This is a genomic window from Streptomyces sp. NPDC056628 (genome assembly GCF_042792555.1).
GTDB lineage: Bacteria > Actinomycetota > Actinomycetes > Streptomycetales > Streptomycetaceae > Streptomyces.
This window is the reverse complement of the sequence record NZ_JBHTWG010000031.1, coordinates 72,163-94,340: the sequence shown is the minus strand read 5'-3', so window position 1 is coordinate 94,340 and position 22,178 is coordinate 72,163. Positions and strand designations below refer to the sequence as shown.

At 72.6% G+C, this 22,178-nt stretch carries 24 protein-coding genes; 7 read left to right on the top strand and 17 right to left on the bottom strand.

The window, feature by feature from the left end; translation table 11 throughout:
• Positions 1-135: 135 nt before the first annotated feature.
• Both ACFRAC_RS28970 and ACFRAC_RS28965 read right to left on the bottom strand, forming a co-directional pair.
• Positions 136-945, bottom strand: coding sequence for a hypothetical protein (locus ACFRAC_RS28970; RefSeq protein WP_382933744.1), 810 nt, complete (start codon positions 943-945; stop codon positions 136-138).
• 184 nt (positions 946-1,129) lie between these two features.
• Positions 1,130-1,822 (bottom strand): 2-phosphosulfolactate phosphatase, encoded by a 693-nt coding sequence (locus ACFRAC_RS28965; RefSeq protein ID WP_382933739.1) that lies wholly within the window; start codon positions 1,820-1,822, stop codon positions 1,130-1,132.
• A gap of 105 nt (positions 1,823-1,927) precedes the next feature.
• Here ACFRAC_RS28965 and ACFRAC_RS28960 point away from each other — a divergent pair, with 105 nt between their 5' ends.
• The 3 genes from ACFRAC_RS28960 to ACFRAC_RS28950 all read left to right on the top strand — a co-directional run bounded on the left by ACFRAC_RS28960 (position 1,928) and on the right by ACFRAC_RS28950 (position 5,226).
• Complete coding sequence (locus ACFRAC_RS28960; RefSeq protein ID WP_382933733.1) at positions 1,928-2,746, top strand: DUF2785 domain-containing protein; 819 nt, start codon at positions 1,928-1,930, stop codon at positions 2,744-2,746.
• A 143-nt stretch (positions 2,747-2,889) separates the two neighbouring features.
• On the top strand, positions 2,890-3,405 hold the full coding sequence (locus ACFRAC_RS28955; RefSeq protein WP_382933727.1) for a hypothetical protein: 516 nt from the start codon (positions 2,890-2,892) through the stop codon (positions 3,403-3,405).
• Between the two features lie 129 nt (positions 3,406-3,534).
• Positions 3,535-5,226, top strand: a complete 1,692-nt coding sequence (locus tag ACFRAC_RS28950) for a hypothetical protein (RefSeq protein WP_382933723.1) — start codon at positions 3,535-3,537, stop codon at positions 5,224-5,226.
• 120 nt (positions 5,227-5,346) lie between these two features.
• Here ACFRAC_RS28950 and ACFRAC_RS28945 read toward each other — a convergent pair whose 3' ends face one another.
• The 3 genes from ACFRAC_RS28945 to ACFRAC_RS28935 all read right to left on the bottom strand — a co-directional run bounded on the left by ACFRAC_RS28945 (position 5,347) and on the right by ACFRAC_RS28935 (position 8,254).
• Positions 5,347-5,895 carry a DUF1062 domain-containing protein gene (locus ACFRAC_RS28945; RefSeq protein WP_382933717.1) on the bottom strand — a complete coding sequence of 183 codons (549 nt, stop codon included), beginning with the start codon at positions 5,893-5,895 and terminating at the stop codon, positions 5,347-5,349.
• Between the two features lie 226 nt (positions 5,896-6,121).
• Positions 6,122-7,462 carry a ferric reductase-like transmembrane domain-containing protein gene (locus ACFRAC_RS28940; RefSeq protein ID WP_382933714.1) on the bottom strand — a complete coding sequence of 447 codons (1,341 nt, stop codon included), beginning with the start codon at positions 7,460-7,462 and terminating at the stop codon, positions 6,122-6,124.
• Between the two features lie 177 nt (positions 7,463-7,639).
• A complete protein-coding gene (locus tag ACFRAC_RS28935) occupies positions 7,640-8,254 on the bottom strand; it encodes a TetR/AcrR family transcriptional regulator (RefSeq protein ID WP_382933703.1) in 615 nt (204 codons plus the stop codon).
• Between the two features lie 251 nt (positions 8,255-8,505).
• Here ACFRAC_RS28935 and ACFRAC_RS28930 point away from each other — a divergent pair, with 251 nt between their 5' ends.
• Positions 8,506-9,894 carry a lipase family protein gene (locus ACFRAC_RS28930; protein ID WP_382933698.1) on the top strand — a complete coding sequence of 463 codons (1,389 nt, stop codon included), beginning with the start codon at positions 8,506-8,508 and terminating at the stop codon, positions 9,892-9,894.
• Positions 9,895-10,206: 312 nt separating this feature from the next.
• Here the strand turns inward: ACFRAC_RS28930 and ACFRAC_RS28925 are convergent, their stop codons facing one another.
• The 8 genes from ACFRAC_RS28925 to ACFRAC_RS28890 form a co-directional block, all read right to left on the bottom strand.
• Positions 10,207-10,422 (bottom strand): hypothetical protein, encoded by a 216-nt coding sequence (locus ACFRAC_RS28925; RefSeq protein WP_382933691.1) that lies wholly within the window; start codon positions 10,420-10,422, stop codon positions 10,207-10,209.
• 235 nt (positions 10,423-10,657) lie between these two features.
• Entirely contained in the window at positions 10,658-11,551 is an 894-nt protein-coding gene (locus ACFRAC_RS28920; RefSeq protein ID WP_382933786.1) for a LysR family transcriptional regulator, read from the bottom strand.
• 48 nt (positions 11,552-11,599) lie between these two features.
• Positions 11,600-12,457, bottom strand: coding sequence for an NAD-dependent epimerase/dehydratase family protein (locus tag ACFRAC_RS28915; protein ID WP_382933684.1), 858 nt, complete (start codon positions 12,455-12,457; stop codon positions 11,600-11,602).
• Positions 12,458-12,589: 132 nt separating this feature from the next.
• Positions 12,590-12,943 (bottom strand): VOC family protein, encoded by a 354-nt coding sequence (locus ACFRAC_RS28910; RefSeq protein ID WP_382933679.1) that lies wholly within the window; start codon positions 12,941-12,943, stop codon positions 12,590-12,592.
• 37 nt (positions 12,944-12,980) lie between these two features.
• Entirely contained in the window at positions 12,981-14,309 is a 1,329-nt protein-coding gene (locus tag ACFRAC_RS28905; RefSeq protein WP_382933674.1) for a PP2C family protein-serine/threonine phosphatase, read from the bottom strand.
• Positions 14,310-14,629: 320 nt separating this feature from the next.
• Positions 14,630-15,301 carry a transcriptional repressor LexA gene (gene lexA, locus ACFRAC_RS28900; RefSeq protein WP_382933665.1) on the bottom strand — a complete coding sequence of 224 codons (672 nt, stop codon included), beginning with the start codon at positions 15,299-15,301 and terminating at the stop codon, positions 14,630-14,632.
• A 126-nt stretch (positions 15,302-15,427) separates the two neighbouring features.
• The gene (locus ACFRAC_RS28895; protein WP_382933657.1) at positions 15,428-15,880 is read right to left on the bottom strand and encodes a DUF2267 domain-containing protein; all 453 of its coding nucleotides are present in this window, start codon (positions 15,878-15,880) and stop codon (positions 15,428-15,430) included.
• 393 nt (positions 15,881-16,273) lie between these two features.
• Positions 16,274-16,705, bottom strand: coding sequence for an Hsp20/alpha crystallin family protein (locus tag ACFRAC_RS28890; RefSeq protein ID WP_382933653.1), 432 nt, complete (start codon positions 16,703-16,705; stop codon positions 16,274-16,276).
• A 133-nt stretch (positions 16,706-16,838) separates the two neighbouring features.
• On the opposite strand from ACFRAC_RS28890, the gene ACFRAC_RS28885 reads away from it, so the two are divergent.
• Both ACFRAC_RS28885 and proP read left to right on the top strand, forming a co-directional pair.
• Entirely contained in the window at positions 16,839-17,507 is a 669-nt protein-coding gene (locus ACFRAC_RS28885; RefSeq protein WP_382933648.1) for a type III effector protein, read from the top strand.
• A 206-nt stretch (positions 17,508-17,713) separates the two neighbouring features.
• Positions 17,714-19,222 (top strand): glycine betaine/L-proline transporter ProP, encoded by a 1,509-nt coding sequence (proP, locus tag ACFRAC_RS28880; RefSeq protein WP_382933647.1) that lies wholly within the window; start codon positions 17,714-17,716, stop codon positions 19,220-19,222.
• A 73-nt stretch (positions 19,223-19,295) separates the two neighbouring features.
• Here proP and ykgO read toward each other — a convergent pair whose 3' ends face one another.
• The 4 genes from ykgO to ACFRAC_RS28860 form a co-directional block, all read right to left on the bottom strand.
• Positions 19,296-19,418 (bottom strand): type B 50S ribosomal protein L36, encoded by a 123-nt coding sequence (gene ykgO / locus ACFRAC_RS28875; protein ID WP_062672424.1) that lies wholly within the window; start codon positions 19,416-19,418, stop codon positions 19,296-19,298.
• A gap of 41 nt (positions 19,419-19,459) precedes the next feature.
• Positions 19,460-19,717 (bottom strand): type B 50S ribosomal protein L31, encoded by a 258-nt coding sequence (locus tag ACFRAC_RS28870; protein WP_382933636.1) that lies wholly within the window; start codon positions 19,715-19,717, stop codon positions 19,460-19,462.
• Between the two features lie 50 nt (positions 19,718-19,767).
• On the bottom strand, positions 19,768-19,932 hold the full coding sequence (gene rpmG / locus ACFRAC_RS28865) for a 50S ribosomal protein L33 (protein ID WP_361350629.1): 165 nt from the start codon (positions 19,930-19,932) through the stop codon (positions 19,768-19,770).
• A 265-nt stretch (positions 19,933-20,197) separates the two neighbouring features.
• The gene (locus ACFRAC_RS28860; RefSeq protein ID WP_382933623.1) at positions 20,198-20,446 is read right to left on the bottom strand and encodes a DUF5133 domain-containing protein; all 249 of its coding nucleotides are present in this window, start codon (positions 20,444-20,446) and stop codon (positions 20,198-20,200) included.
• Positions 20,447-21,135: 689 nt separating this feature from the next.
• On the opposite strand from ACFRAC_RS28860, the gene ACFRAC_RS28855 reads away from it, so the two are divergent.
• The gene (locus tag ACFRAC_RS28855) at positions 21,136-22,176 is read left to right on the top strand and encodes a PucR family transcriptional regulator (protein WP_382933780.1); all 1,041 of its coding nucleotides are present in this window, start codon (positions 21,136-21,138) and stop codon (positions 22,174-22,176) included.
• Positions 22,177-22,178 lie beyond the last annotated feature (2 nt).

The window sequence follows — 22,178 nt, the reverse complement described above, 5'->3', positions numbered from 1 at the left end:
CCCCGGGCCCCCCTCCGGGGGGCCCCCCCCCCGGCCCCCCGGTCCCCCCCCGGGGGGGGTTCCCCCGCCCCCCCGGGGCGCCCCCCCCGGGGGCCCCCCCCCCCGGGCCGGGGGGCGCCCCCGACGAGCGGGGGACTACTTCAGGGTGACGGCGTCGCCCGTCGAGACGACCCGCGCGGTGGTGGTCGTGCCGGGGAAGAACCACCGCCAGCTGCCCGCCGAGGTGACGGTGACCTTGGTGCGGAGCTTGCCGGAGCTGTCCGTCTTCACCGTCTTGACGGTGCTGTAGTGGGCGGTACCCGCCTTCCTGTACTGGAGCTTCACGGTCTGCCCGGTGTAGCCGTGGTACTTCAGATCCTCCCAGTTCGCACGGGACAGCTTGCCCGCGATCGTGAGGGAGGCGCCCTTGGCCACCGGCTCGGGCGTGGCGTCCGTGGTGAGCTTGGACGCCCGCTTCATCTTGAACTCGGCGATGTCGTCGGAGATCCAGTAGTCACCGTCGTTGGCCTTGACGGTGGCATTGACCTGCCAGACCCCGGCGATGGTGTTGATGTCGCCGGGCACGCTGTCCGGGAGCCACCCCGGCGCCACCGTCATGGTGGCCGTGCACACCGACGTGGTGGAGCTCTGCTTCTCGCACCGGGTGCCCGTCCAGTCGCTGAAGCCCCAGCCCTTGGACTTGCTGAAGACGCTGACGCGGGTCAGGCCCTTCGCCCCGGAGTTGTCCCGGATCGTGATGGCGATCGGGTACGTGACCCGCGCCGACGTGCCGATGATGACGTTGTTGCCGCCGTTCACGACGGTCTTCGTGACCCGTACGTCCCCGCGGCCCTCGGCATGCGCCCCCGTCGCGCACAGCAGCGTCAGCGCCGCCGCACTCGCCACGGCGCCGACCGCTCTGGCCCGTCCACCGGCCGCGGCCGTACGGGCCGTTCTGCCTCGCATGATCCCTCCCCAATGATGTGGGAGGCGAGGCTACACATCCAACGGGGCTGCCAGGACGGCAGGGTGGGCAGAGTGGGGTACGGCTACGCGTACAGGGCGACGGCCCAGTTCCTGACTGACGTGACCGGATGTGTTGGTCCTCGGCGGCATGGCCACCACGGCTGGTGCGCCTTCCCGGGCCGTTTCACGGCGAGGCCGGACGCAAGGTCATCCGCGCCCCGTCCCAGCCCGCCACCATGGCGAAGGGAAACCGGTCCAGTTCCAGGCAGAGGGCGACATCGTCCGGGTGGACACCCTTGCGTACGCCGGTCGCCAGCTCGCCGGCGGCACGTGACCCGGCGGCGCGGCGAAGGAACGCGGCGGCCTGCCCGCCTCCCTCAGCGGTCCCTGCTCCCTCGGCCGCCCGCAGTGCGATGTACTGCGCGCACGCGAGATCCTCCTCGGCCCGCCCGTCCTCCCCGGTGACCACGAACGTGACCGTGTCGCAGGCACGCGCGCGCAGAAGCCGAGCCGTGGCCTCCGCCACCACGAAGCCGGCGCAGAGCACCAGGGATGCCTCCTTGACCGCGAGGGCGCCGACCGTTCCGGCCGTGGTCTTCTGCACGACCGTTCGTCCGCGCAGGTCCATGGACCGCACCATGCCTGGTGAGTTGACCGTGTCGAACCGCGGCGCGGGTGGGCCGTCCTTGATCGCCACCCAGTCCGGGTGGCGTGCCCTGAGGGCCAGAGCCTCGTCCAGCGACTCGGCGAGCACGATCCGCTCCGCTCCCCGCGCGAACGCCCAGGCGGCCACCGTGAAGGCGCGCATGACGTCGATCACGACGGCCACGGAGGGGACTTCGGTCAGTTCGGCGATGCCGAGGTGACGGATTTCCATGCGGCCATGCTCGTGGATGGCCAGGGCCTGCCGCCTGCCCTTGCCGTGCCCGGTACCGGCGAGCGCCGGCGCCGCGGTCGCCGGCCGTGTGGAAACCTGTCTCCCATGACCGCTGCCCTCATCGACTGGCCGTCCCTCGTCGCCGACGGGTTCCCGTTCCCCGGGCATCTACCGGCCTCCCGACTCGTCGACGAGCTGGCGGTCGCGTTGGTCTCGACCGATCCCGGGACCCGTGACGACGGGGCCTGCACCGCGGCCGCCCGCTGGATCAGGGAGGGACGTCTGGACGCCGTTCTGGAGGAGCTCGCGGACTCCGCGGCCGGCCGGTTCGCCCATCCGGAGATACAGGCCCGCGCCTTCGCGCCGTTGATCGTCTGCTCGGTGCTGACACGTGCGGCCGGTGTTCCCGGACTCGTCTCGCGGCAGGCCGCGGAGCACTGGTACGCCGCCTTCTCCAACTGGTATCCGGAGGAGCGGGACACCCGCGGCTGGGACGACTCCCTGGGCTGGCTGCACGCCGTCGCGCACGGTGCCGACGCAGTCGCCGCGTTCGCGAAGGTCCTCCCCCACCGCCGTACGGACTTGCTCGACCTGTGCGCCCGGAGAATGACGGTCCCTCAGACGGCGTACCGATACGCACAGTTGGAGGACGCGCGGCTGGCACGAGCGGTGGTGCGAGTCCTCCAGGCTCCCGGGCTGACGTCCGAGGAGGCCACCGGCTGGCTGGGCGTGGCGGCCGAGGCACTGAAGGGCGGAGGTCCTGGCCCCGTCCCGGTGTGGGCCTTCAACACCTTCGCCACCCTGCAGTCCCTTCATCTGCATCTGGCACGTGGTATCGCCGACGAGGACGTCCCTCCCCACGCCGAGGCGGTCGCCGCCCGGGTCGCCGAACTCCTGCGTCTGCCCTACTACTGGCTCGCCTGATCCGAGCCGACGGCTCGCCTCCCCCACCGGCCCCTTTTGTCCTCTGGCCAACGCGCGTAGACAAGGGCACCATCGTCACAGCACCACCTGCACCGTCGCCCCGCCCCACAGGAAACACGGCCCCAGCAGGAAGGCTCCGACACATGAAGGTCGCTCCCTCGCCGAAGCTCCGGTCGGCACTCACCGCACTCGCCCTCGTCGTCGCCCCCGGTGTCGCCGTCCTCGGCACCGCGGGTGAGGCGTCGGCCGTGAGCAAGATCAGTCATGCCACCGCCACCTCGATGTTCCGGCAGGTCGGCATCACCTGGTCCTCGTCCGGCGGCTGCTCCGACCGCAACGTCTCCACGTGTACGTCGTTCGAGCAGCTCAACCTCGCCACCGCCCAGGGAGCCCAGACCCTCAAGGGCGCCAGCGGCTGCGCGCTGAACATCACCGGCGGCACGGAGACCGGCCACGCCTCCGGGACGTACTCGCACTGGAACGGCTACAAACTGGACTTCGGCAAGAGCACGTGCGTGACCAACTACGTGAAGAACACCTTCACCTACATCGGTGTGCGCGGCGACGGGGCTCCGCAGTGGCGTTCCGGCGCCGGCAACGTGTATGCCGACGAGGGCAACCACTGGGATGTCACCTTCTACAACTGCGGCGGCTGCTGAGCCCGCCGGCCCTCCCTGACCGGCCGCTCGGTAGGGTTCGCCCGTCGTTGATCGACGGAGCGCGGCCGTACGGCCGTCGGGGAGGGGCTGGTTGTGGGCGGGTTGCCGGGCGTTGTGACGCTGCCGAGGATGGTGCGGCACTTCGCCGCCACCGGCGAGGGACTGCAGCCGGACGCAGCGGTCGAGGTGGACGCGCCGGACGCCGCTCTACGGGCCGCCCTCGACGCGGCACGGTCGGGGGCCTGGGAGCCCGCGGCCGAGCTGATGGCGCGGACGCGCGCCGACCGGGACTGGGAGGAGCGCGGCCGCTGCAGCGCGGGCCTCGCCGAACTCGCGCTGCACCACACCGGGTGGTTCGAGGAGTGGCGTGAGGCTCGGCCCGACGACCCCGATGCCGCCCTCGTCGCCGCGGAGTTGGCGATCGACCGCGCCTGGGAGATCCGTACGGCCGCACGGGCGCGCCACGTGTCGCGGGAGCAGTTCCAGGCTTTCCACGCGGTGCTGCGCGACGCCGAGCCCGTGCTGCGCGCGGCCACCGACCTCAACCCCGGGGATCCGGTGCCATGGCGGGTGTTCATCGCCCACGCCATGGGGCTGGGCGCCCCACGGGACGTGTTCGATGCCTACCTCGACCGCGGGCGGGCGGCGGATCCGCATCATGTGGGCCTGCATGCGCGCGCGGTGCAGTACCTGGCGCAGAAGTGGTACGGCTCGCACACGGAGATGTTCGCGTTCGCCGAGTCGGCGGCGGCCGCGGCTCCGGTGGGATCGCCGCTGCGGGGGCTTCCGCTGCACGCGGTGACCGAGTACGCGCTCGAACACGAGGTGGGTGTGGAGCAAGGGCCGGTGCCCTGGTCACGGATCGAGGCGATCGTCGAGGCCGGCCTGGAGCTGTCGAACGGGTACGAGCCGGGCGATCGGCGGGCGGCGGGCTTCCGCAACCACCTGGCGCTCGCGTTGATCCGCTCCGGGCGCGAGGCCGACGCCCTGGACGTCTTCCGGCTCATCGGTACGGACGCGCGCACGTTCCCCTGGGCGTACCTCGGGGACTCCCGTGAGGTGTTCCTGCAGATGCGGCAGGGGGTACGGGTTCATGTCGCGCGCCGGACGCCGTACTTCCGCGGCAGCGTTCCGGCTCCCGGTCGCGCCCCGGCATCACCGTCCGCGGAGTCTCCGACAGCCCTTCCCGCGGCCCTGGCCGTGGCGCACGTCCGTGCTTCTCTGCCCGACGTCCGTGAGGCCGTCCTGATCACCGGGACGGCCATGCGCATGGCTCCGGCACCGGGCGGCGGCACGTTCGTCGAGACGGCGCCCTCGACACAGCCGCCCGGCCGGCGCAAGGGCATCCGGTCGACGCTGCTCGGTGAGGGTGAACTGGCCCGCCTCGCCACGACGTTCAGCCGCGGGGAGAAGTGGCCGGTCCTGGTCGCCGCCAAGGAGGGCGCCGACTACACCTTGCGGCTCCTGCGCGACGGCCGTCTTGTGACGGCCCATGTGTGGTGGGCGGATCCGGCGGAGATGCCGACCCAGCAGGAGGCGGCGGAGCGGGCGACCGCTCTGGCCACGGCGTACGGCAAGGACGACCACCGCCCCCTCGCCGCCGCGTTGCGGGGCACCGGAGAGGCCCGGCGGCACCTGGACGAGGTGATGACGGCGCTCGGGCTGCCCGCGCTCCCCGCGGGTTTCGGGCAGCGGGCGGAACCGCTGGCGGAGGCCCGGGGCGCGCAGGTCGTCGAGCGGCGGTCCCTGTTGCGTGCCATCAAGGAGACGCTGTCGTCGGACGGCGGTGCCTCCGGCGGAGAGCTGCCTCCGCTGTCCTGAGCCCCGGCGGGGGCGCGGGCCGGGCGGGCCTGTCCGACGTGGAACGGTCGGACAGGCCCCCGATCCCCCGATCCCCCGGCCCCCGGGCTCACCCCAGGGCCCGCAGGCCCGCTCCGGGGCTCAGCGCTTCAGCGTGAACGTGAAGTCGTCCGAGACCCTGCCGGTCAGGCGGACCGCGGAGACCAGGCTCCCCTCCTCGACGAGTCGTTCGACCTCGGCCCTGGGGAGGCCGCAGCCGTCGGCGATCAGCCGGACCGGCCGGACAGGGATGCGTGCGGCGAAGCGCACGGCGACGTCGACGACCTCGGAGTCGAGCGGTCCCGGGTCGCCGGTGTCGAGGCGCCAGGCGCCGGCCCTGTCGAGGCCGATGCGGTTGCGGCGCCGCACGACCGGGTCCTGGAGCACCTCGGCCACCAGGCTGAGGTCGTTGGCGTGCATGCGGTCCAGCAGGGCCGCGGGTATGGAGCGTACGTTCGCCCGCTCCAGGACGGTGAGTCCCGCCGTGCGGCCGCAGGAGGCGCAGAGCACGAGGAGCCAGGCGTCGAGGAGCTTGTGGTGGGCGTTGACGCGGAACTTGCCGCTCGCCCGCGAGCGCGGGGACGCGCAGGTGGGGCAACGGCGGAGGACATGCGGAAGGCAGGTGGGTGCGACCACCCAGGTCTGGAGCACAGAAGTACACCGGTTTCAGTGAGAAGTCCGCAGCAGGAAGGGGCGCGGCGCACAGGAGCGACGCGCGACACATCAGCACTCGGGAGGTCTCACACGGTGTACAACGGCACGTCCTTCGTCCGGCGGTTGGGCCGGGCAGCACGGTAGTGATCGCCGCCGGGCGCTTCCACCGGTTTTTCGGCGTACGCGGGCAGGAGCGACTCCTGCCGCCCGGACGTGCTCCGGGTCAGGCCAGCCCGAACTTCTCCGCGTGCACCTGGTGGGCGGGCACCCGCAGGTCCCGCAGGCCGGAGAGGACGGCGGCCGTCATGGCCGGGGGGCCGCAGACGTACACGTCGCGTTCGGTGACGTCGGGCACCAGCCGGTGCAAGCTGTCCGCGGCGAACGGCGGTGCCCCGGCCTCGCCGGTCCGGCCGGTGATCAGGTGCAGCCGTCCGCCGCGCAGCTCCACCAGCCGGCGCACCTCGTCCAGGAGGACGGCGTCGGCCTCGCCGCGGACGCGGTACAGGACGACGACGTCACCGGTGGTCTGTTCCTCCAGCATGGCCCGGACCGGGGTGATGCCGACGCCCCCGGCGATGAGCAGGGCGCCGGGCCGGGTGCGGTGCAGGGCGGTGAAGGCGCCGTAGGGACCCTCGACGAAGGCGCGGCTGCCGACGGGGATGTTCCGCAGGCCGGCGCTGGTGCTGCCGACCGCCTTGGCGGTGAGGCGCAGTCCGCGTCCGTCGGGGGCCGCGGAGAGCGAGAAGGGGTTGGCCAGCCACCAGTGGTGGTGTCCGGGGAACCGCCAGATGCAGAACTGCCCGGCGCGGGCGGGGAGTTTGTCGAGGTGCCGGCCGGTGACGTACACGGAGACCACGCTGTCCGACTCGGGCACGACGGCCGACACGGTGAACCGGTGGTAGGCGTTGCGCCACAGCGGCAGGACCAGGCGCCCGGTCAGCAGCGCGCCGAAGGCGAACAGCCACAGGAGCCACCAGTAGGCCGTGGCGAACGCCGACGAGGTGAAGGTCGTCGTCTCCTGCAGCTGGTGCACGAACGCGAGGCCGAGGGCGACGTAGAGGGTGAGGTGCAGCCCGTGCCAGACCTCGTACGGCAGGCGCCGGCGCAGGGGCCGGGTGGAGACGGCGGCGATGACCACGAGGACGGCGGCGGCGAGCATGCCGAGCAGGGAGGCCGGGACGCCGCTGAGCGCGACGAACGTCTTGGCCATGGTCGTGTCGTCGAGCATGGCGTAGCCGAGGACGACGAGGGTGGCGTGGGTGAGGACGGTCCACAGCAGGGTGAAGCCGACCCAGCGGTGCCACACCGTGAGCCGGTCCATTCCGATCCGGCGGTCCAGCCAGGGCAGCCGGGCCACCAGCAGCAGTTGGAGGAACATCAGCAATGCGGCGTGCAGTCCGAAGAACTTGGCGACGGTCAGCACGTCGTTCTTGCCGGAACCGGCACCGATGAACAGCGACTCGACGATCACCACGTTGACGAGGACGAACGCCCACATCACCCGGCGGGCCACGGCGACCGGTGGGAGGGTGCCGGTCCGGATCTCGTTGGTCGCCGCCGTCATCGTCGTCCTCGTTCCCCCGTGGCCGCCGTCCGCGCGACCGTGTGCCCACACCGATGAAGACCGGGAGGTCCGGCCGGACCCGTCCCCCGATCGGGTAAGAATACGGCCGGGAGGCCGGTTCCGTTCAGGCCGGAACGGTGCGATCTGGCCGCCTTTTCCGGGTGCCGGACGCCGAGTTCAGTAGGGCAGTCCTTCGGTGACCGCGCGGAGGGCCGCGTGGAGGCAGGCGGCGAGCGCCTCCGCCGATGCCTCACCGCCGTTCGCGCACTTCGCCGCATAGTCCTCCGCCGCGATCCGCAGCGCCCCGTTGACCATGCTGGCGTGCACCTTCACCTGCAGCCGGTCGGCGCCGGTGCCGGCCCGGGCGGCGAGGAGTCCGGCGATGACGGACAGGGCGTCGTCGTGTGCCTGCAACCAGACGGCCCGCAGCGCCGGTTCGTCGACAGTCATACGGATCAGGTCCAGGACGGCCGGGTCGACGGGGGGAAGCGTCCCCCGCCGGCACGAGTCGGTGAGGTAGTCCAGCAGCCGTACCTGGGGCGGCCAGTGGCGTAGCCGGTCCGTGGCGGCGTCGAGCCCGGCGGTCAGCAGCGGGCGTACGCAGCTCTCCTTGGTCGGGAAGTGACGCCACAGTGTGCGGGCCGAGATGCCCACGCACTGGGCTATCTGCTCGCCGGTCGTCCCGGTCACCCCCTGGGTGGCGAACAGGCCCACGGCCGCTCGGGCGATCTCCAACCGGAGGGCGGCTCTGCGGCGTTCGGCCAGCGGCAGCGCGACCGCCGGTTCACTCATCGCGGTCACGGTTCCGGATGCCTTGCCCACTGTCGCCGCCCCATCTCACTGCGTCACCGATCACCGCAGCATAGTGGCGCCCACAAATGACACATGCAGACGTCTTGTCACTGAGTGACACGGGCTCCTACTCTCCAGTAGCTGACTCGCGAGTAAGTCCCCCGCCGCGCGAGCCGGTTCTCTCGTCGTTCTCCCCACGTGCCTCCCGGACCGAGGCCACGCGCCCTTCGACGAAGCAAGGAGTGAGCCGCATGACGCACGCCGCGCCGACCCACGCCCCCGAGCCCCCGGTCAGATCCGCCCCCGCCCACCACACACCCGGCGCACGCAGCCTCCTGTGTGCCCTGGCCGTCGCCGCCTGCCTGGGCGCCCAGGCCATACCCGCGGGGGCCACGGAACCGGGCCCCGTCGTCTCGCGCGGCGTGACGATCCCCGCCTTCTATCAGCCGCCCGCCACCCTGCCCGCCGCCGACGGGGCGATCGTCCGCAGCGAACCGCTGCGCCTGGCCCTCAGCCTCCCCGGGCTCGGCGGCCGCCCGCTGCCCGGCACCGCGACCCGCCTGATGTACAAGTCGACCGACGCCAACGGACGGCCCGTCGCGGTCACCGGCGCCTACATCGAGCCCTCGGCCCGCTGGAAGGGCGGCGGCCCGCGTCCCGTCGTCGCCCTGGCCCCCGGCACCATGGGACAGGGCGACCAGTGCGCCGCGTCCCTCGGCCTGGAGAAGCCGATCTCCTTCAACGGGCAAACCATGTCGGTGGGTTACGAGGACATCGCCGTCCACCGGCTGCTGGCCACCGGCGTCGCCGTCGTCGTCACCGACTACGTCGGGCTCGGCGCCACCGACCGGCTGCACACCTACGTCAACCGCGTCGAGGGCGGCCACGCCCTGCTCGACGCCGTGCGCGCGGCCCGCGCCCTGCCCGGATCCTCCGTCTCCGCGGACTCCCCCGTCGGCCTGTACGGCTACAGCCAGGGAGGCGGCGCCAGCGCCTCGGCCGCCGAACTCCAGCCCACGTACGCCCCCGACGTCGTCCTGGCCGGCGCCTACGCGGGCGCACCGCCCGCCGACCTCGTCGCGGTGACCAAGGGCATCGACGGCAGTGCGCTGGCCGGCGCCCTCGGCTGGTCGATCAACGGCTTCCTGCAGAACACGCCCGAACTGCGGGCCATCGCCGACGCGCACCTCAACACCGCGGGCCGCAGGGCACTGGCCGACCTCTCCACGGCCTGCGTCGGGGACGCCATCCTCGGCTACGGCTTCCGCAGGAGCACCTCGTGGACGACCAGCGGCAAGTCCCTCAACGACATCGTGAAGGCCGAGCCCCTGATGCAGAAGGTCCTCGACGACCAGCGCATCGGCCGCCGCACCCCGGCCGCCCCGGTCCGCCTGGCCACCGGCGTGGAGGACGACATCGTGCCGCACGGCCAGGCACGCCGGCTCGCGGTCGACTGGTGCGCGAAGGGCGCCGACGTCACCTACAAGCCCATACGGCTGCCCAACCTCGGCGACGGGCTGCTCACCAACCACGTGGCGCCGCTGCTCCTCGACCAGGGCAACGCCATCGCCTGGCTGACGGACCGCCTCTCCGGCATTCCGGCCACCTCCAACTGCCGCTCCCTCCCCCTCCAGCCCTGACCCGCGGGGCCCCGGGCAGCCGAGCCGCACGCGACCCCACTTCGCGTGCGGCTCGGCGCCGTTCCTACGAGGCGTACGCCTCGGACTCGGCCACCCGTGAGTGCCGGTGGCATAGGTGATCTCGACGGTGATCCGCGCCTCGACGGAGACCGGGCCCGTCGAACCGGGCGCCGACCAGGTCGCGTCGTCGAAGATGCTGCCGCCGGCCTGCCACGAGCCCCGCCGGTCCGTGCAGAGGGTACCGAGGACGTCCTCGGAGTGCCGCGCGCCGCCGAGACCCGCCAAGGACCCGGCGGCGCGCGGCGCGCGTGGTTACTGGCCCTCTCGCTGCAGCACGCGGTGGGCCGCCTCCGCCTCCGCCGCGGGCGGGGAGAGTTCGTCCAGGGTGTCGAGCTCGTCGTCGAACTCCAGCTCCCACTCCCATGCCGCCGCGAGGCGTTCCTGCTCCTGGCGCGACCTGGCGCCGACCGCTCGGCGGTGCTCCGGGTCCAGGGCCGCGAGGAATCGTCCGACCGTGTCGTTGGCCATGTCCGCTCCTTGTCGCCTGGGAGGTGCCGACGTCTCCAGCATGACGGAAGGCCCGCCGGTCGGCCGCTCGGCACCGTCGCGGCCATCGGCCAGGGTCGCCGTGGCCGAGCCCCGAACCCGTACGTGGCCGGGCCGGCGCTCGCCCTCCGCGGGGCCGGCACGGGCGCCACGATGGTGCAGGGGTTCTCTGTCTTGCCGGACGCCGGGAGCCCGGCATGATCGGCGCGACGCTCGCCTAGGACGGGTCGGGGCCGTCGCCGCGGGGCTCGCCCATGGTTTCCGCCGCGGCCTCGGCGAAGTCGTGCACGAGGGGGGAGCGGCGGGCGGCCGGCCAGGCCAGCGCCACCTCGCTGGGGCCGATGTCCCGCACCGGTACGGGCACCACGTCGGACCGGGTGTAGAACGTGGCGGTGGACAGCGGCAGTACGCAGATGCCCGCGCCGGACGCCACCAACTCCAGCTTCTCCTCGACCTGGTGGATCACCGGCACCTCCGGGCGGTGCCCGTCGCGCAGTTCCCGTGCCACGTCACGCCATTCGGGTACGGCGTCCGGGTCCTGGAGCAGATGCTCGGTGGCCAGGTCGGCGACGGACATCGAGGCGCGGCCGGCCAGGGGATGCCCCAGCGGCAGCATGACGACGCGGGGCTCCCGGAAGAGGGGCCGCACCTCGAGGCCCTGACGGTCGACGGGCAGCCGGACGACCCCGATGTCCGCCCGCCCGTCGCGCAGCACCTCCACCTGGCTGGCCCAACTGGTGCGCAACAGGCGGACGTCGACTCCCGGGTGCCGTTCGGTGAAGGCCGCCATCGCCGGGGTGACGGTGATGCCGGGCATGAAGCCGACGGTGAGGGTCGGCGTGTCGCGTGCCGCCGTGGTGACGCGGCGGCGCAGGGCCTCGGCGGAGGCGAGCAGGGGGACGGCGTCCTCCAGGAGCTGGCGGCCCGCCGGGGTGAGCCGGGTGCCGCGCCGGCTCCGGTCGAAGACCTCGGCGCCCAGGTCGTCCTCCAGGCTCCGGATCTGCCGGGACAGCACCGGCTGCGCGATGTGCAGCCGTTCGGCCGCCCGCCCGTAGTGCAGTTCCTCGGCCACGGCCACGAAGTACCGCAGCTTGCGCAGATCGAGGTCCAAGGAACTCATCCTTCCTGGGGGCGGGCGCCGCCGCCCCGGTCGCTCAGGTCATTCTCCGGCCAGGACCGACAGTGGGTCGGTGTGGGCCGGGACCCAGCCGAGCTCCGCCTCGGCCCGTGCGGGGGTGAACTGCTGGTCCAGGGCGAAGGCGTCCGCGACGGGGCCCATCTGTGCGCGGGCCTGGTCCAGCGTGAGCGTGACGGTCTTGCCGTCGAGGCCGACGGCGTGCGCCACGGCCAGGGAGCAGTCCCTCGCGGTGGGGTTGGTGCCGCCCACGCCCACGTACACGGCGCCCGGCTCGGCCCGCAGCGCGGCGACGTACAGCTCGGCGATGTCGTCGATGTGGACGAGCGGCCAGTGGTTGCGGCCGTCGCCGATGCAGGGGACGGCTCCGGTCGCCTTGCCGGGGGTGCCGTAGAACATGTCGATCAGGCGGTTCTCGCCGCCGTACAGCAGGCCGGGGCGGATCACGACGGGACGGCCGCCCTGCTCGGCGCGGGCCAGCACGGCCTCCTCGACGGGCCGGCGCCAGGCGACGAGGGGCGGCGGGTTCCAGGGGGCGCTCTCGTCGGCGACGCCGTCGGTGTCGCCGTGGACCCAGGTGCCGCCGGTGTGGAGATACGGGCCGCTGCCGATTCCGTCCTGAAGGGCGGTGGCGGCGGCGAGGTCCTCGGCGCCGGTGGTGGCCTGGGCGAGGTGGACCACCGCCTCGGCGCGGGCCGCGGCCCGGTTCAGGACGTCGAGGTCGCCCAGTCCGCCGCGTACGGGCGTCGCTCCGAGGGCGTGGACGGTGTCGGCGGCCCGGTCGGTGCGGGCCAGCGCCTCCACCGTGTGTCCGTGGCGGACGAGTGCGCTGATCGTGGCCTTGCCGATGTATCCGGATCCGCCGGTGAGGAAGGTCTTCATGGTCGTGGCTCCTGTGTCGTCGCCGTGCCGGGTGGCTTCGTAGACCAGCCTGCGTCCGGGGGCTGAGCCGCGTCCAAGACCTCTTTCGGCGCCTGTGATACCCGCAGGGCATCAGGGCTCACGCGTCGGCGGTCAGGCGGGCTGCCAGAGCTCGATCCGGTTGCCCTCGGGGTCGGTGACCCAGCCGAACCGGCCGACGCCGGCCATGTCCTGCGTCTCCTCCGCGACGTCGGCTCCCGTGGCGCGGAGCTGGTCCAGCATGGCGTCGAGGTCGCGGACCCGGAAGTTGAGCATGATGCCCTGGGAGCGGGAGCCGAAGTAGTCGGTTCCGGAGTCGAAGGCGGCGAACACCGTCGGGCCGGCCTCCGGCCGCCACACGCCGTTCTCGTCGGCGTCCAGGCCGAGGCAGTCGCGGTACCAGGCGCTCAGGGCCGCCGGGTCACCGGCTCGCACGAAGTATCCGCCGATGCCGAGCACTCGTTCCATGCCGCCATCCTGCCACGCGGGGGCGGGCCGCCCTCGGTCACGACGGCAGGCGCAGCGCGAGCAGGGCGACGTCGTCGTCGTTGTCGTCGGGCCGGACGCGTCGCAGCAGCTGGTCGGCGAAGTCGTCCAGGCCGCGGTGGACGAGCGAGGCGGCGTGCCGGCGCAGGTTCTCCAAACCGGCGTCCAGGGGCCGGCGGCGGGACTCGACGAGGCCGTCGGTGTAGAGCACGAGCGTGGACTGCGGGGGGAGGGTGAGCCAGGCCTCGGTTCTCGGCCGGGGTGACGGCATCCCGAGGAGCATGCCGTTGGCCTCGGTGAGGTACTGGGTGAGGCCGTCGCGGCCGACGAGGAGGGGCGGCGGGTGGCCCGCGCTGGTCCAGCGCAGCTTCCAGGTGCCGTCGGTGTCCACGGCCAGCCGGGCGAGGATCATCGTCGTCATCCGGACGTCGCTGATCTGCCGCATGGCGTCGTTGAGGTGCTGGACCGTGTGGTGCGTGGGCCGGTCCTGGGACCAGGTGAACGCCCGCAGCATGTTGCGCAGTTGGGCCATTCCGGCGGCCGCCTCGAGGTCGTGGCCGACGACGTCGCCGATGACCAGGGCCGTGTCCCCGAAGGGCAGTGGGAAGGCGTCGTACCAGTCGCCGCCGACGTACGAGGCGTCGGGCGCCGAGAGGTAGCGCGCGGTCATCTCCACGCCGGGCAGGCGCGGCAGTTGGGGCAGCAGGTAGCGCTGCATGGTCTCGGCGACCTGGCGCTGGCGCTGGAAGTGGCGGGCGTTCTCCAGGGCCAGGCCGATGCGCCGCCCTATGTCCTGGAGCAGGGCGAGGTCGGCGGTGGTGAAGGCCCGGGGCCGGTCGGAGCGGGCGAGTGTGATGGCGCCCAGGACCTCGCGCGGGCCGCGGATGGGGGCTATGGCGGCGGTCTTGATGCCGGTGACCTGGAACAGCCGGCGCTGCTCGACGGCGATGCCGCTGTCGGGGGTGCCCTGGTAGGTCTCGGGGCCGGCGATGTTGGACGCCACGCCGCGCAGGGCCCGGGAGAGCGGCATGGGAGACGCCTCGCAGACGGGGGGCATGGGGCCCTGCAGGTCCGCGCGTGTGGTGAGCCTCGTCCCGTCGGCCTGGACCACCAGGTGCCGGTTCACATCGCCCTTGTCGGTGATGAGGTCTATGACGGCCCAGTCGGCGAGCCGGGGCAGGACGAGCTGCACCACCCGGCGCAGCGCCTCTTCCACGTCGTTGTTGGAGATGAGCTGGGCGGTGGTGTCGGCCAGCAGCGCCAGCCGCTCCAGTTCGGACAGGGAACGGGTGGGCGTGGGCGATGGGCGTGCGGAGTCCGATAGGACGTCTGCGGCCGTGTCGGTCATGGTCGCTCCTCTCCCCGCCGTGCAGCGCGGCCAGGGATGATGCGACCTGAGCCCCGGGGAATCGCTCGCCTGAGGCGGAGAGCGGCGGAGGCCACGGAGTCGCCCCCAAGTGCCGGAAACGGCACCGGGCGACATGCTGCGGTCGGGTCGGCGATGGACGGGGGCAGGTGCCTTGGCGAGGCTGCTGTTTCCCCAACAACCGACCGAATGGCGAAGAAGGCCGAACTTCATTTGTATCACAGGCACACCAAGGGCCCGCCGCTCGCGCCGGTGCGGGGGGTCGCTCCTGGGTATGGGCGGCCGCGGGCGCGGCCGGGCGATCAGAGCAGGCGCAGGACGCCCACCACCTTACCGAGGATGCGGGCGTCGTCACCGGGGATCGGGTCGTAGGCGGGGTTGCGCGGCATGAGCCACACCCGCCCGTCCTGGCGGCGCAGCACCTTGACGGTGGCCTCGTCGTCGAGGAGGGCGACGACGATGTCGCCGTGGTCGGCGCTGTCCTGCCGTTTGACGGTGACGATGTCGCCGTCGCAGATCGCGGCCTCGATCATGCTGTCGCCGGACACCGTCAGGGCGAACAGGTCGCCGTCGCCGACGACTTGGCGGGGCAGCGTGTAGACGTCCTCGATCATTTCGGCGGCGAGCAGGGGCGCGCCGGCGGCGATACGGCCCACCAGGGGCACCTCGACCGGGGCGGTGCCGGTGACGCCGAGGTCGGGTGCCCAGGAGGGCCGCACCTGGTAGGCGCGGGGGCGGTGCGGGTCGCGGTAGAGGACACCCTTGCGTTCGAGCGCCATCAGCTGGTGCGCGACGGAGGAGGTGCTGGCGAGGGAGACGGCCTGGCCGATCTCCCGCATGGACGGCGGGTATCCCTGCCGTTCGACCGTCTCGGTGATGAAGCGGACGATGGCCGCCTGGCGGTTCGTCAACTCCCCCGCGGGGGCGCGGGGGCCCGGGGGGCGGCCCCGGCGGGCGGGCACAGTGTCGTCCATCCCGACACACCTCCGTACAAGATCGTTCGGAATGACCCTAACCTGCCGCCCTCCACAAATGGAACACCTTGACGAATTCGCGGGGTCCTCGACCTCTCCTGGCGGGCCGTCCGCCGCCGGCCCGGTTCAGGCCGCCTGCCGTTCCGGGCGCCGGCGCGGCTGGAGCTCGGGCCGCCCGAACAGCAGGGCGTAGCCCTCGGGCAGCTGGTCGAGGATGCGGTCCACGAGGTCAGGGCCGGTCATGTGGGCGATGACGTTGAAGACGGTGCCGGTGTTCCAGCGGGCGACCGCGGGGGTGGTGCCGGTCCGGCGCGCCAGGTCCTTCACGAAGCCCCAGCCGGTCGACTGCTCGGTGGCGGGCACCTGTCCGGTGAACTCCAGGGCGGCCGGGAGTGGCAGCCGGGCGGCCAGTTCGACGCGTTCGTCGCCGGTGAGCTGGCGGCCCAGCGCGGCGAGGACCTGGAGTGTCACCTCCTCGGCCCGCTCCCGGGTGGGGTAGGCGCCTTCGTAGCGCACCTTCGCCAGCAGGGCGTCGTAGGTCGTCGCGGCGTCACGGCGGTCGTGGAGCTGCGCGGTCATGTGGGGTGGCGTGCCTTTCGTGTCGGGGAGCCTCGGGGGGCCCGTGCGGGCGGCCGGGGCCGAGGGCCGTCGCCGTCGACGGGCGGGCGGGCTCCGCTCGTGCGTGGGTGTCCCCGCGCGCACCTCGCGGGGCGGGGCGCGGGACCGGGGTGGGCGCACGGACGATCCTGTGCGAGTTTTGCGCTGGTCGCTCCCGGCGGTGGCCGGGAAGGCGGGCACGGGCGGCGCGACCGGGCCGCGAGGGGGCTTCCGGACGCGCCTGCCGCGCCCGAGTGCGGGGTGTGCGCCGAGGTGCCCGCCCGCCCGGCCGGTGGCCCGGCGCGGGTCCGCACCGATCCCGCGGGGCGTAAGGCGTCGGCAGACGTCGCCGATCAGGCAGTGATCAGGCGCTGATCAGACGGAGAGCTCCTTGCGCCGCGACGGTCCGCCGACGACGATCTTGCGGGGCTTGGCGCGCTCCGCGATCGGGATGCGCAGGGTGAGCACCCCGGCGTCGTACTGGGCCTCGATGTTCTCGGTGTCCAGCGTGTCGGCGAGCATCACGCGGCGGGAGAAGACGCCCAGCGGCCGCTCGGAGACCTCCATCCGGACGTCGTCCGCGGTGCTCGGCCGGCGCTCGGCCCGGACGGTCAGCATGTTCCGTTCGACGTCGATGTCGATCGCGTCCGGGCTGACACCGGGGATGTCCAGCTCGATCACGTAGACATCGCCTTCGCGGTGGGCGTCCATCGGCATCGCCGCCGGGCGCGACCAGGTGCCGGACGTACCGAAGACCTGCTCGGTGAGCCGGTCCAGTTCACGGAAGGGGTCGGTGCGCATCAACATCGGCAAAACACCTCCTGTGTGTCGGGCAGTACTCACTGCCCATGCGGTTCACCTGTCTCGGTTGTAGCATGTCATCGGAACGATGACAAACCTGATGTCATCGAGGTGATGACGAGAACGAAGGAGGAGGGCCGTGTCGACGCCCGACGAGCGATCCGCCGACTGCACCCCCGCGTCCTTCCTGGCGGCGGAGACGGCACTGCGCGCCATGACGGAAGCGGCGCGCGCCGCGCGGACCGGCCCGGCGGGCGACGCGGGCGACACCCCGCCGGCCCCGGACCAGGCGCTGGCCGTCCTCATACTGCTGCGCGACGTACGGCATCAGCTCGCGCAGTGGGAGCCCAGCCTGATCGAGGCCGCCCGCGCGGCCGGCGCCAGCTGGGCGGACCTCGCGGGCCCGCTCGGCGTCGCGAGCCGCCAGGCCGCCGAGCGGCGCTATCTGCGGGGGCGCCCCGGCGGTGACGGCGACACACGCGAACAGCGCGTGAAGGCCACCCGGGACCGGCGCGCCGCCGACCGCAAGGTGACCGCGTGGGCCCGGAACAACGCCGGTGAGCTGCGCAGCCTCGCCGGCCAGATCGCCGCGCTGCCCGATCTGCCGGAGGCCGCCCTCCCGCCGCTGCGGCGGCTCGCCCACGCCCTGGCCGACGACGACGCCGCGCTGCTGCTGGCGCCCCTGACGGACACGGAGCCCCATCTGCGCGACCACCACCCCCAGCTCGCCACCCGGATCGACGACCTCACCAGCCACGCCGACCAGCTCCGCCAGGACAGCGACGCGGACCGCGGGGCCCGGCCCTGACGGTGCCGCCCGCACCCGTGGGAGGCGGCTCCGTTCGGGTGATCCGCGCCGCGGATGCGAAGCCGGGACGACAGGGGCGGGACCCACGGGGTACCCGGCCGGGCGCCGACGTGACGGCGACGACATCGGACGGTCTCCGTGTTTGCGAGCGGCGCGGTTGAGCAGGCGAGGGTCTGCACCTCAGCGCTCGGCAGAAAGGACCCCTCATGGCGGTCAGCGACTCGGACCTGGTCGAGGCCGATACCGATCCGGGGGCCGTCCGGCGTCACCGCACGCTCTTCAGGGCCGTGAAGCGCCGCCGGAACCCTCCGCTTCGGCGTACGGACATCACGGTCACCGACGAGGCGGCGGTGAAGCGGGCGGTGAAGGCCGCCTCCCTCGGCAACGCCATGGAGTGGTTCGACTTCGGGATCTACAGCTATCTCGCGGTCACCCTGGGGCATGTCTTCTTCCCGTCGGGCGACGAGACCGTGCAGCTGCTGTCGTCGTTCGCGACGTTCGCGGTGTCGTTTCTGGTGCGTCCCGTCGGCGGCATGGTCTTCGGACCGATGGGCGACAAGATCGGTCGCAAGAAGGTCCTCGCCCTGACGATGATCCTCATGGCGATCGGCACCTTCGCCATCGGCCTGATCCCGTCGTACGCCACGATCGGCTTCTGGGCCCCGGTGCTGCTGATCCTCTTCCGGCTGGTGCAGGGCTTCTCGACCGGCGGTGAGTACGGCGGCGCGTCGACCTTCATCGCCGAGTACGCGCCCGACAAGCGGCGCGGCTTCTTCGGCAGTTTCCTGGAGCTGGGCACGCTCGCCGGGTACGTCGGCGCGGCCGGGCTGGTGACGATCCTGACGTCGGCGCTGGGCAGCGGCGGCATGGAGGCGTGGGGCTGGCGGGTGCCGTTCCTGGTGGCCGGGCCCATCGGGCTGGTCGGCCTCTACCTGCGACTGAAGCTGGACGAGACGCCCGCCTTCCAGAAGCTGGAGGACGAGTCCACGCACCGCGCCTCCGAGGCCGCCTCCAGCGTGGAGACGACGGCCACCGGAGACCTGAGGAAGATCTTCCGGCATTACTGGCCGGCGCTGATCCTGTGCATCTGCCTCGTCGGCGCCTACAACATCACCGACTACATGCTCCTGTCGTACATGCCGACGTACCTGTCGGACGAGATGGGCTACTCGGAGACGCACGGTCTGCTCGTCCTGATCGCGACCATGGTGGTCCTGATGCTGGTCATCAGCCAGGTGGGCAAGCTCAGCGACCGGGTGGGCCGCAAGCCCCTCCTCATGGCGGGGATGCTCGGCTTCCTCTTCCTCTCCCTGCCGTCGTTCCTGCTGGTCAGGCAGGGCAGTCTGGTGGCCGTGTCCGCCGGGATGCTGATGCTGGGCCTGTCGCTGGTGTGCCTGCTGGGCACCATGTCGGCGACCCTGCCCGCGCTGTTCCCGACCCAGGTCCGCTACGGCTCCCTGTCCGTCGGCTACAACCTCTCCGCCTCCCTGTTCGGCGGCACCACGCCCCTGGTGATCACCGCCCTGATCTCCGCGACCGGGAGCGACCTCATGCCCGCCTACTACGCGATGGCCGCGGCGCTGGTCGGTGTGGTCGCCGTGGCGTTCACGAAGGAGACGGCACAGCAGCCGCTCGCGGGCTCCCCGCCGTCGGTCGCGACGGCACGGGAGGCCGCGGAGATGGTGGAGAGCCAGGCCCCGGCTCCCCGGTTCTGACTGCTCCCCGGCATGACGACGGCCCGGCACCCGCGCGGACGCGGATGCCGGGCCGATGCCGTGGGCTCGACGCTCAGCCCTGGCGGGCCTTGAAGCGCGGGTCCTTCTTGTTGATCACGTACGTCACGCCGCGGCGGCGCACCACCTGGGCGCCGGGCTTGGCCTTCAGCGAGCGCAGTGAGTTGCGTACCTTCATCGCGGTCTCCTCTCGGACTCGACGGACCGGTGTGTCCCTCGTCAGCGGGCGGCGGCGGTACGGCCGTAGCGCCGCTCGAACCGTTCGACGCGTCCGGCGGTGTCCATGACGCGCGAGGTACCGGTGTAGAACGGGTGGCTCGCCGAGGAGACCTCGACGTCCACCAGCGGGTAGGTCTGGCCGTCCTCCCACTCGATCGTCCGTGCGGAGTCGAGGGTGGAACGGGTGAGGAAGACGTGCCCCGACGCGCGGTCACGGAAGACGACGGGACGGGAGTCGGGATGGATGCCGGGCCTCATGGGATGTCCTTTCGCCGGGGCCTGCCGTGGTTCGGGTGGGGACGCGGGCGTCAGCGTTCCTCGCGGAAGTCGACGTGCGCGCCGGCGACCGGGTCGTACTTGCGCAGGACCAGTCGGTCGGGGTCGTTGAGACGGTTCTTGCGGGTCACGTACGTGACGCCGGTACCGGCCGTCGACCTCAGCTTCACGACGGGACGTGCGGTGCTGCGTGCCATGGGGGGCCTTCCTTTCCGTCCGCACACGAGCCGGCTGACTCGAGCATGTCAGACAGTGGGTTCAACCACCGAACCCGCTGTTTCATTCCCTCCCCCGCCGACGACGCCGGCGCGAGGAGGAGCGGCGGACCCGGGGGTCGTGCGGGGGAACGCGGGGCGGGGCCCGCTCATTCCCGGCCGACCCGGCACCGGCCCTGGAACGACACGAGGGCACGGCGCGCGCGGCGCCATGCCCGGGATCGTGGCGGCTGGAAAGGCTGGTCCGTCAGGCCGCCAGGGTCTTGTCCCCCTGGATCGCCGTGCCCTTGCGGTCGGCGACGAACCGCTGGAGGAGCACATCCGCCGCCGCCAGCGCCTCGGCGACCGTGCGGGTCCCGACCATGACGCAGAGCGTGTACGTGGCGTCCTCGAGGGCGCGGCCGCTGTGAGCTGTGGGGTGCACGTCGTGCGCGAAACGCACTTCGGCGAAGCGGGCCAGCGCGGCACGCAGTTCCTTCTCGGACGGCAGGATCATGGCAAGTCCCCTCTGTGAGCACGCAGCCCGCACCCGGCGGGGTCACCGCGACGAACAGGCTGAGTGCCGGCACCACACACCGGAGCCCGGCGCCGATCGCGCCGAGCTGAACCCCGAGTGCCCCTTGGGGAATGATTTACACCTGTAACACCGTCGAAGTCCCCCGTGCGGACCAACCGCCGGACAAACGGCCGAACGCGGGGCACCGGGCCGTCCGGCCTCCAAGGACCCCGCCCGCCGAGGAACATGACGTTCACCGGACCAACTGCGGGCACCCGCCACCGCCGCTGATCCGCGAGGGCCATGTCATGCCGCAGGCCCTGGACTCCCCCGCGTATCTCCCCTCGGGCCGGTAGGAATCCCAAGGAGACCCGGCGCCGCCGCATCCGCACCCTCCACGAGAACCACCGCCGCACGACGACGCCACGATCACGCCAGTCCGCCGACATCCGAACCGCCCGGCCGGGGACAAGCGTCGGCTGCGGTGCCGCGGTCCTGCCGAGAACCGGCAGAACCGCGGCACCGCAACCATCCGTGGTGCTCCCCACGGGCCATGATGGAGCGGGGAGACACCTTCCGCATTGCCGGTTCCCGGCAGAGTTCACTAGGGTCTGCATGCCGACGCCCGTCACCCGGCCGGCGACGGCGCACCAGGGACGGGGGGCGGGGGCGTGAGCGAGCCGGAGGCGATGAGGCCGTATCTGAAGGGGTACGCGGAGATCCTCGCGGATGTCTCCACCACCGGACGCCGACTGACCCGGGACGAGATCGAGTCCCGGCGCGCCCTCGGCGAACAGGCCGCCGACCACGGGCACACGCTGCGAACCCTGGTCCGCGCGCACCTCAGGGCGACCCGGGAGGACTGGCCGTCCCCGCCGCGTCACCCCGACAGCGTGCTGGCGGCCGTCGAGCAGGCCGTCGACGCCTTCGCGGAGGGCTACGAGCGCGCGCAGCGCCTGGCCGTGCGCCAGGAGGAGGCCGCGCGCCGGGAGTTCATCGACGACCTGCTGTACGGCCGCAGCGACCTGGGGCGGCTCGCCGAGCGGGCGGAGCGGTTCGGGCTGGTCCTGTCCCGGGCGCACGCCGTGGCCGTCGCCGAGGGGCCGGAGGCGTACGACGACACCGACCCCGTGACCCGGCACGTGGAGAACGCGCTCATCGCGCGCTTCGGTGACCGGCACATCCTTCTCGCCACCAAGAACGGGCAGTTGGTCTGCATCGCGCCCGGCGACGACCATGACGTCCTGCTGCACTTCGCCAAGCAGGCCCACGCCGCCACGGACGGCAGCCGGGTGGCCATCGGCCGGCCCCGGTCCGGGGCGGGCGGCGTCGTGCACTCCTACGAGGAGGCGCTGAACAGCCTCCAACTCGCCGAGCGCCTCGGCCTGGACGACCCCGTGGTGCACGCCGCCGACCTGCTCGTCTATCCGGTACTGGCCCGCGACCGGCAGGCCATGGCCGACCTGGTGCTCGGTGCGCTGGGTCCGCTGCGGAACGCCCGCGGCGGTGCGGAGCCGCTGCTGCGCACCCTCCAGGTGTACTTCGACTCCGGCTGCACCGCCGCCGAGGCGGCCCGCCGGCTGTCGCTCAGCGTGCGGGCGCTGACCTACCGGCTGGAGCGCATCCACCAGTTGACCGGCGCCAACCCCGCCGACCCCATGCACCGGTACACCCTGCAGACGGCCGTGATCGGGGCGCGCCTGCTGGGCTGGCCCCAGCAGGAGATCTGATC

Coding starts and splice junctions, on each gene's coding strand:
- ACFRAC_RS28860 (WP_382933623.1), bottom strand. CDS start 20,446: ATGATCCTGCCGTCCGAGAAGGAACTGCGTGCCGCGCTGGCCCGCTTC.
- ACFRAC_RS28960 (WP_382933733.1), top strand. CDS start 1,928: ATGACCGCTGCCCTCATCGACTGGCCGTCCCTCGTCGCCGACGGGTTC.
- ACFRAC_RS28910 (WP_382933679.1), bottom strand. CDS start 12,943: ATGGAACGAGTGCTCGGCATCGGCGGATACTTCGTGCGAGCCGGTGAC.
- lexA (WP_382933665.1), bottom strand. CDS start 15,301: ATGGACGACACTGTGCCCGCCCGCCGGGGCCGCCCCCCGGGCCCCCGC.
- ACFRAC_RS28965 (WP_382933739.1), bottom strand. CDS start 1,822: ATGGAAATCCGTCACCTCGGCATCGCCGAACTGACCGAAGTCCCCTCC.
- ACFRAC_RS28950 (WP_382933723.1), top strand. CDS start 3,535: ATGGTGCGGCACTTCGCCGCCACCGGCGAGGGACTGCAGCCGGACGCA.
- ACFRAC_RS28855 (WP_382933780.1), top strand. CDS start 21,136: ATGAGGCCGTATCTGAAGGGGTACGCGGAGATCCTCGCGGATGTCTCC.
- ACFRAC_RS28935 (WP_382933703.1), bottom strand. CDS start 8,254: ATGAGTGAACCGGCGGTCGCGCTGCCGCTGGCCGAACGCCGCAGAGCC.
- ACFRAC_RS28905 (WP_382933674.1), bottom strand. CDS start 14,309: ATGACCGACACGGCCGCAGACGTCCTATCGGACTCCGCACGCCCATCG.
- ACFRAC_RS28970 (WP_382933744.1), bottom strand. CDS start 945: ATGCGAGGCAGAACGGCCCGTACGGCCGCGGCCGGTGGACGGGCCAGA.
- ACFRAC_RS28940 (WP_382933714.1), bottom strand. CDS start 7,462: ATGACGGCGGCGACCAACGAGATCCGGACCGGCACCCTCCCACCGGTC.
- ACFRAC_RS28930 (WP_382933698.1), top strand. CDS start 8,506: ATGACGCACGCCGCGCCGACCCACGCCCCCGAGCCCCCGGTCAGATCC.
- ykgO (WP_062672424.1), bottom strand. CDS start 19,418: ATGAAGGTACGCAACTCACTGCGCTCGCTGAAGGCCAAGCCCGGCGCC.
- ACFRAC_RS28870 (WP_382933636.1), bottom strand. CDS start 19,717: ATGAGGCCCGGCATCCATCCCGACTCCCGTCCCGTCGTCTTCCGTGAC.
- rpmG (WP_361350629.1), bottom strand. CDS start 19,932: ATGGCACGCAGCACCGCACGTCCCGTCGTGAAGCTGAGGTCGACGGCC.
- proP (WP_382933647.1), top strand. CDS start 17,714: ATGGCGGTCAGCGACTCGGACCTGGTCGAGGCCGATACCGATCCGGGG.
- ACFRAC_RS28895 (WP_382933657.1), bottom strand. CDS start 15,880: ATGACCGCGCAGCTCCACGACCGCCGTGACGCCGCGACGACCTACGAC.
- ACFRAC_RS28890 (WP_382933653.1), bottom strand. CDS start 16,705: ATGTTGATGCGCACCGACCCCTTCCGTGAACTGGACCGGCTCACCGAG.
- ACFRAC_RS28925 (WP_382933691.1), bottom strand. CDS start 10,422: ATGGCCAACGACACGGTCGGACGATTCCTCGCGGCCCTGGACCCGGAG.
- ACFRAC_RS28915 (WP_382933684.1), bottom strand. CDS start 12,457: ATGAAGACCTTCCTCACCGGCGGATCCGGATACATCGGCAAGGCCACG.
- ACFRAC_RS28955 (WP_382933727.1), top strand. CDS start 2,890: ATGAAGGTCGCTCCCTCGCCGAAGCTCCGGTCGGCACTCACCGCACTC.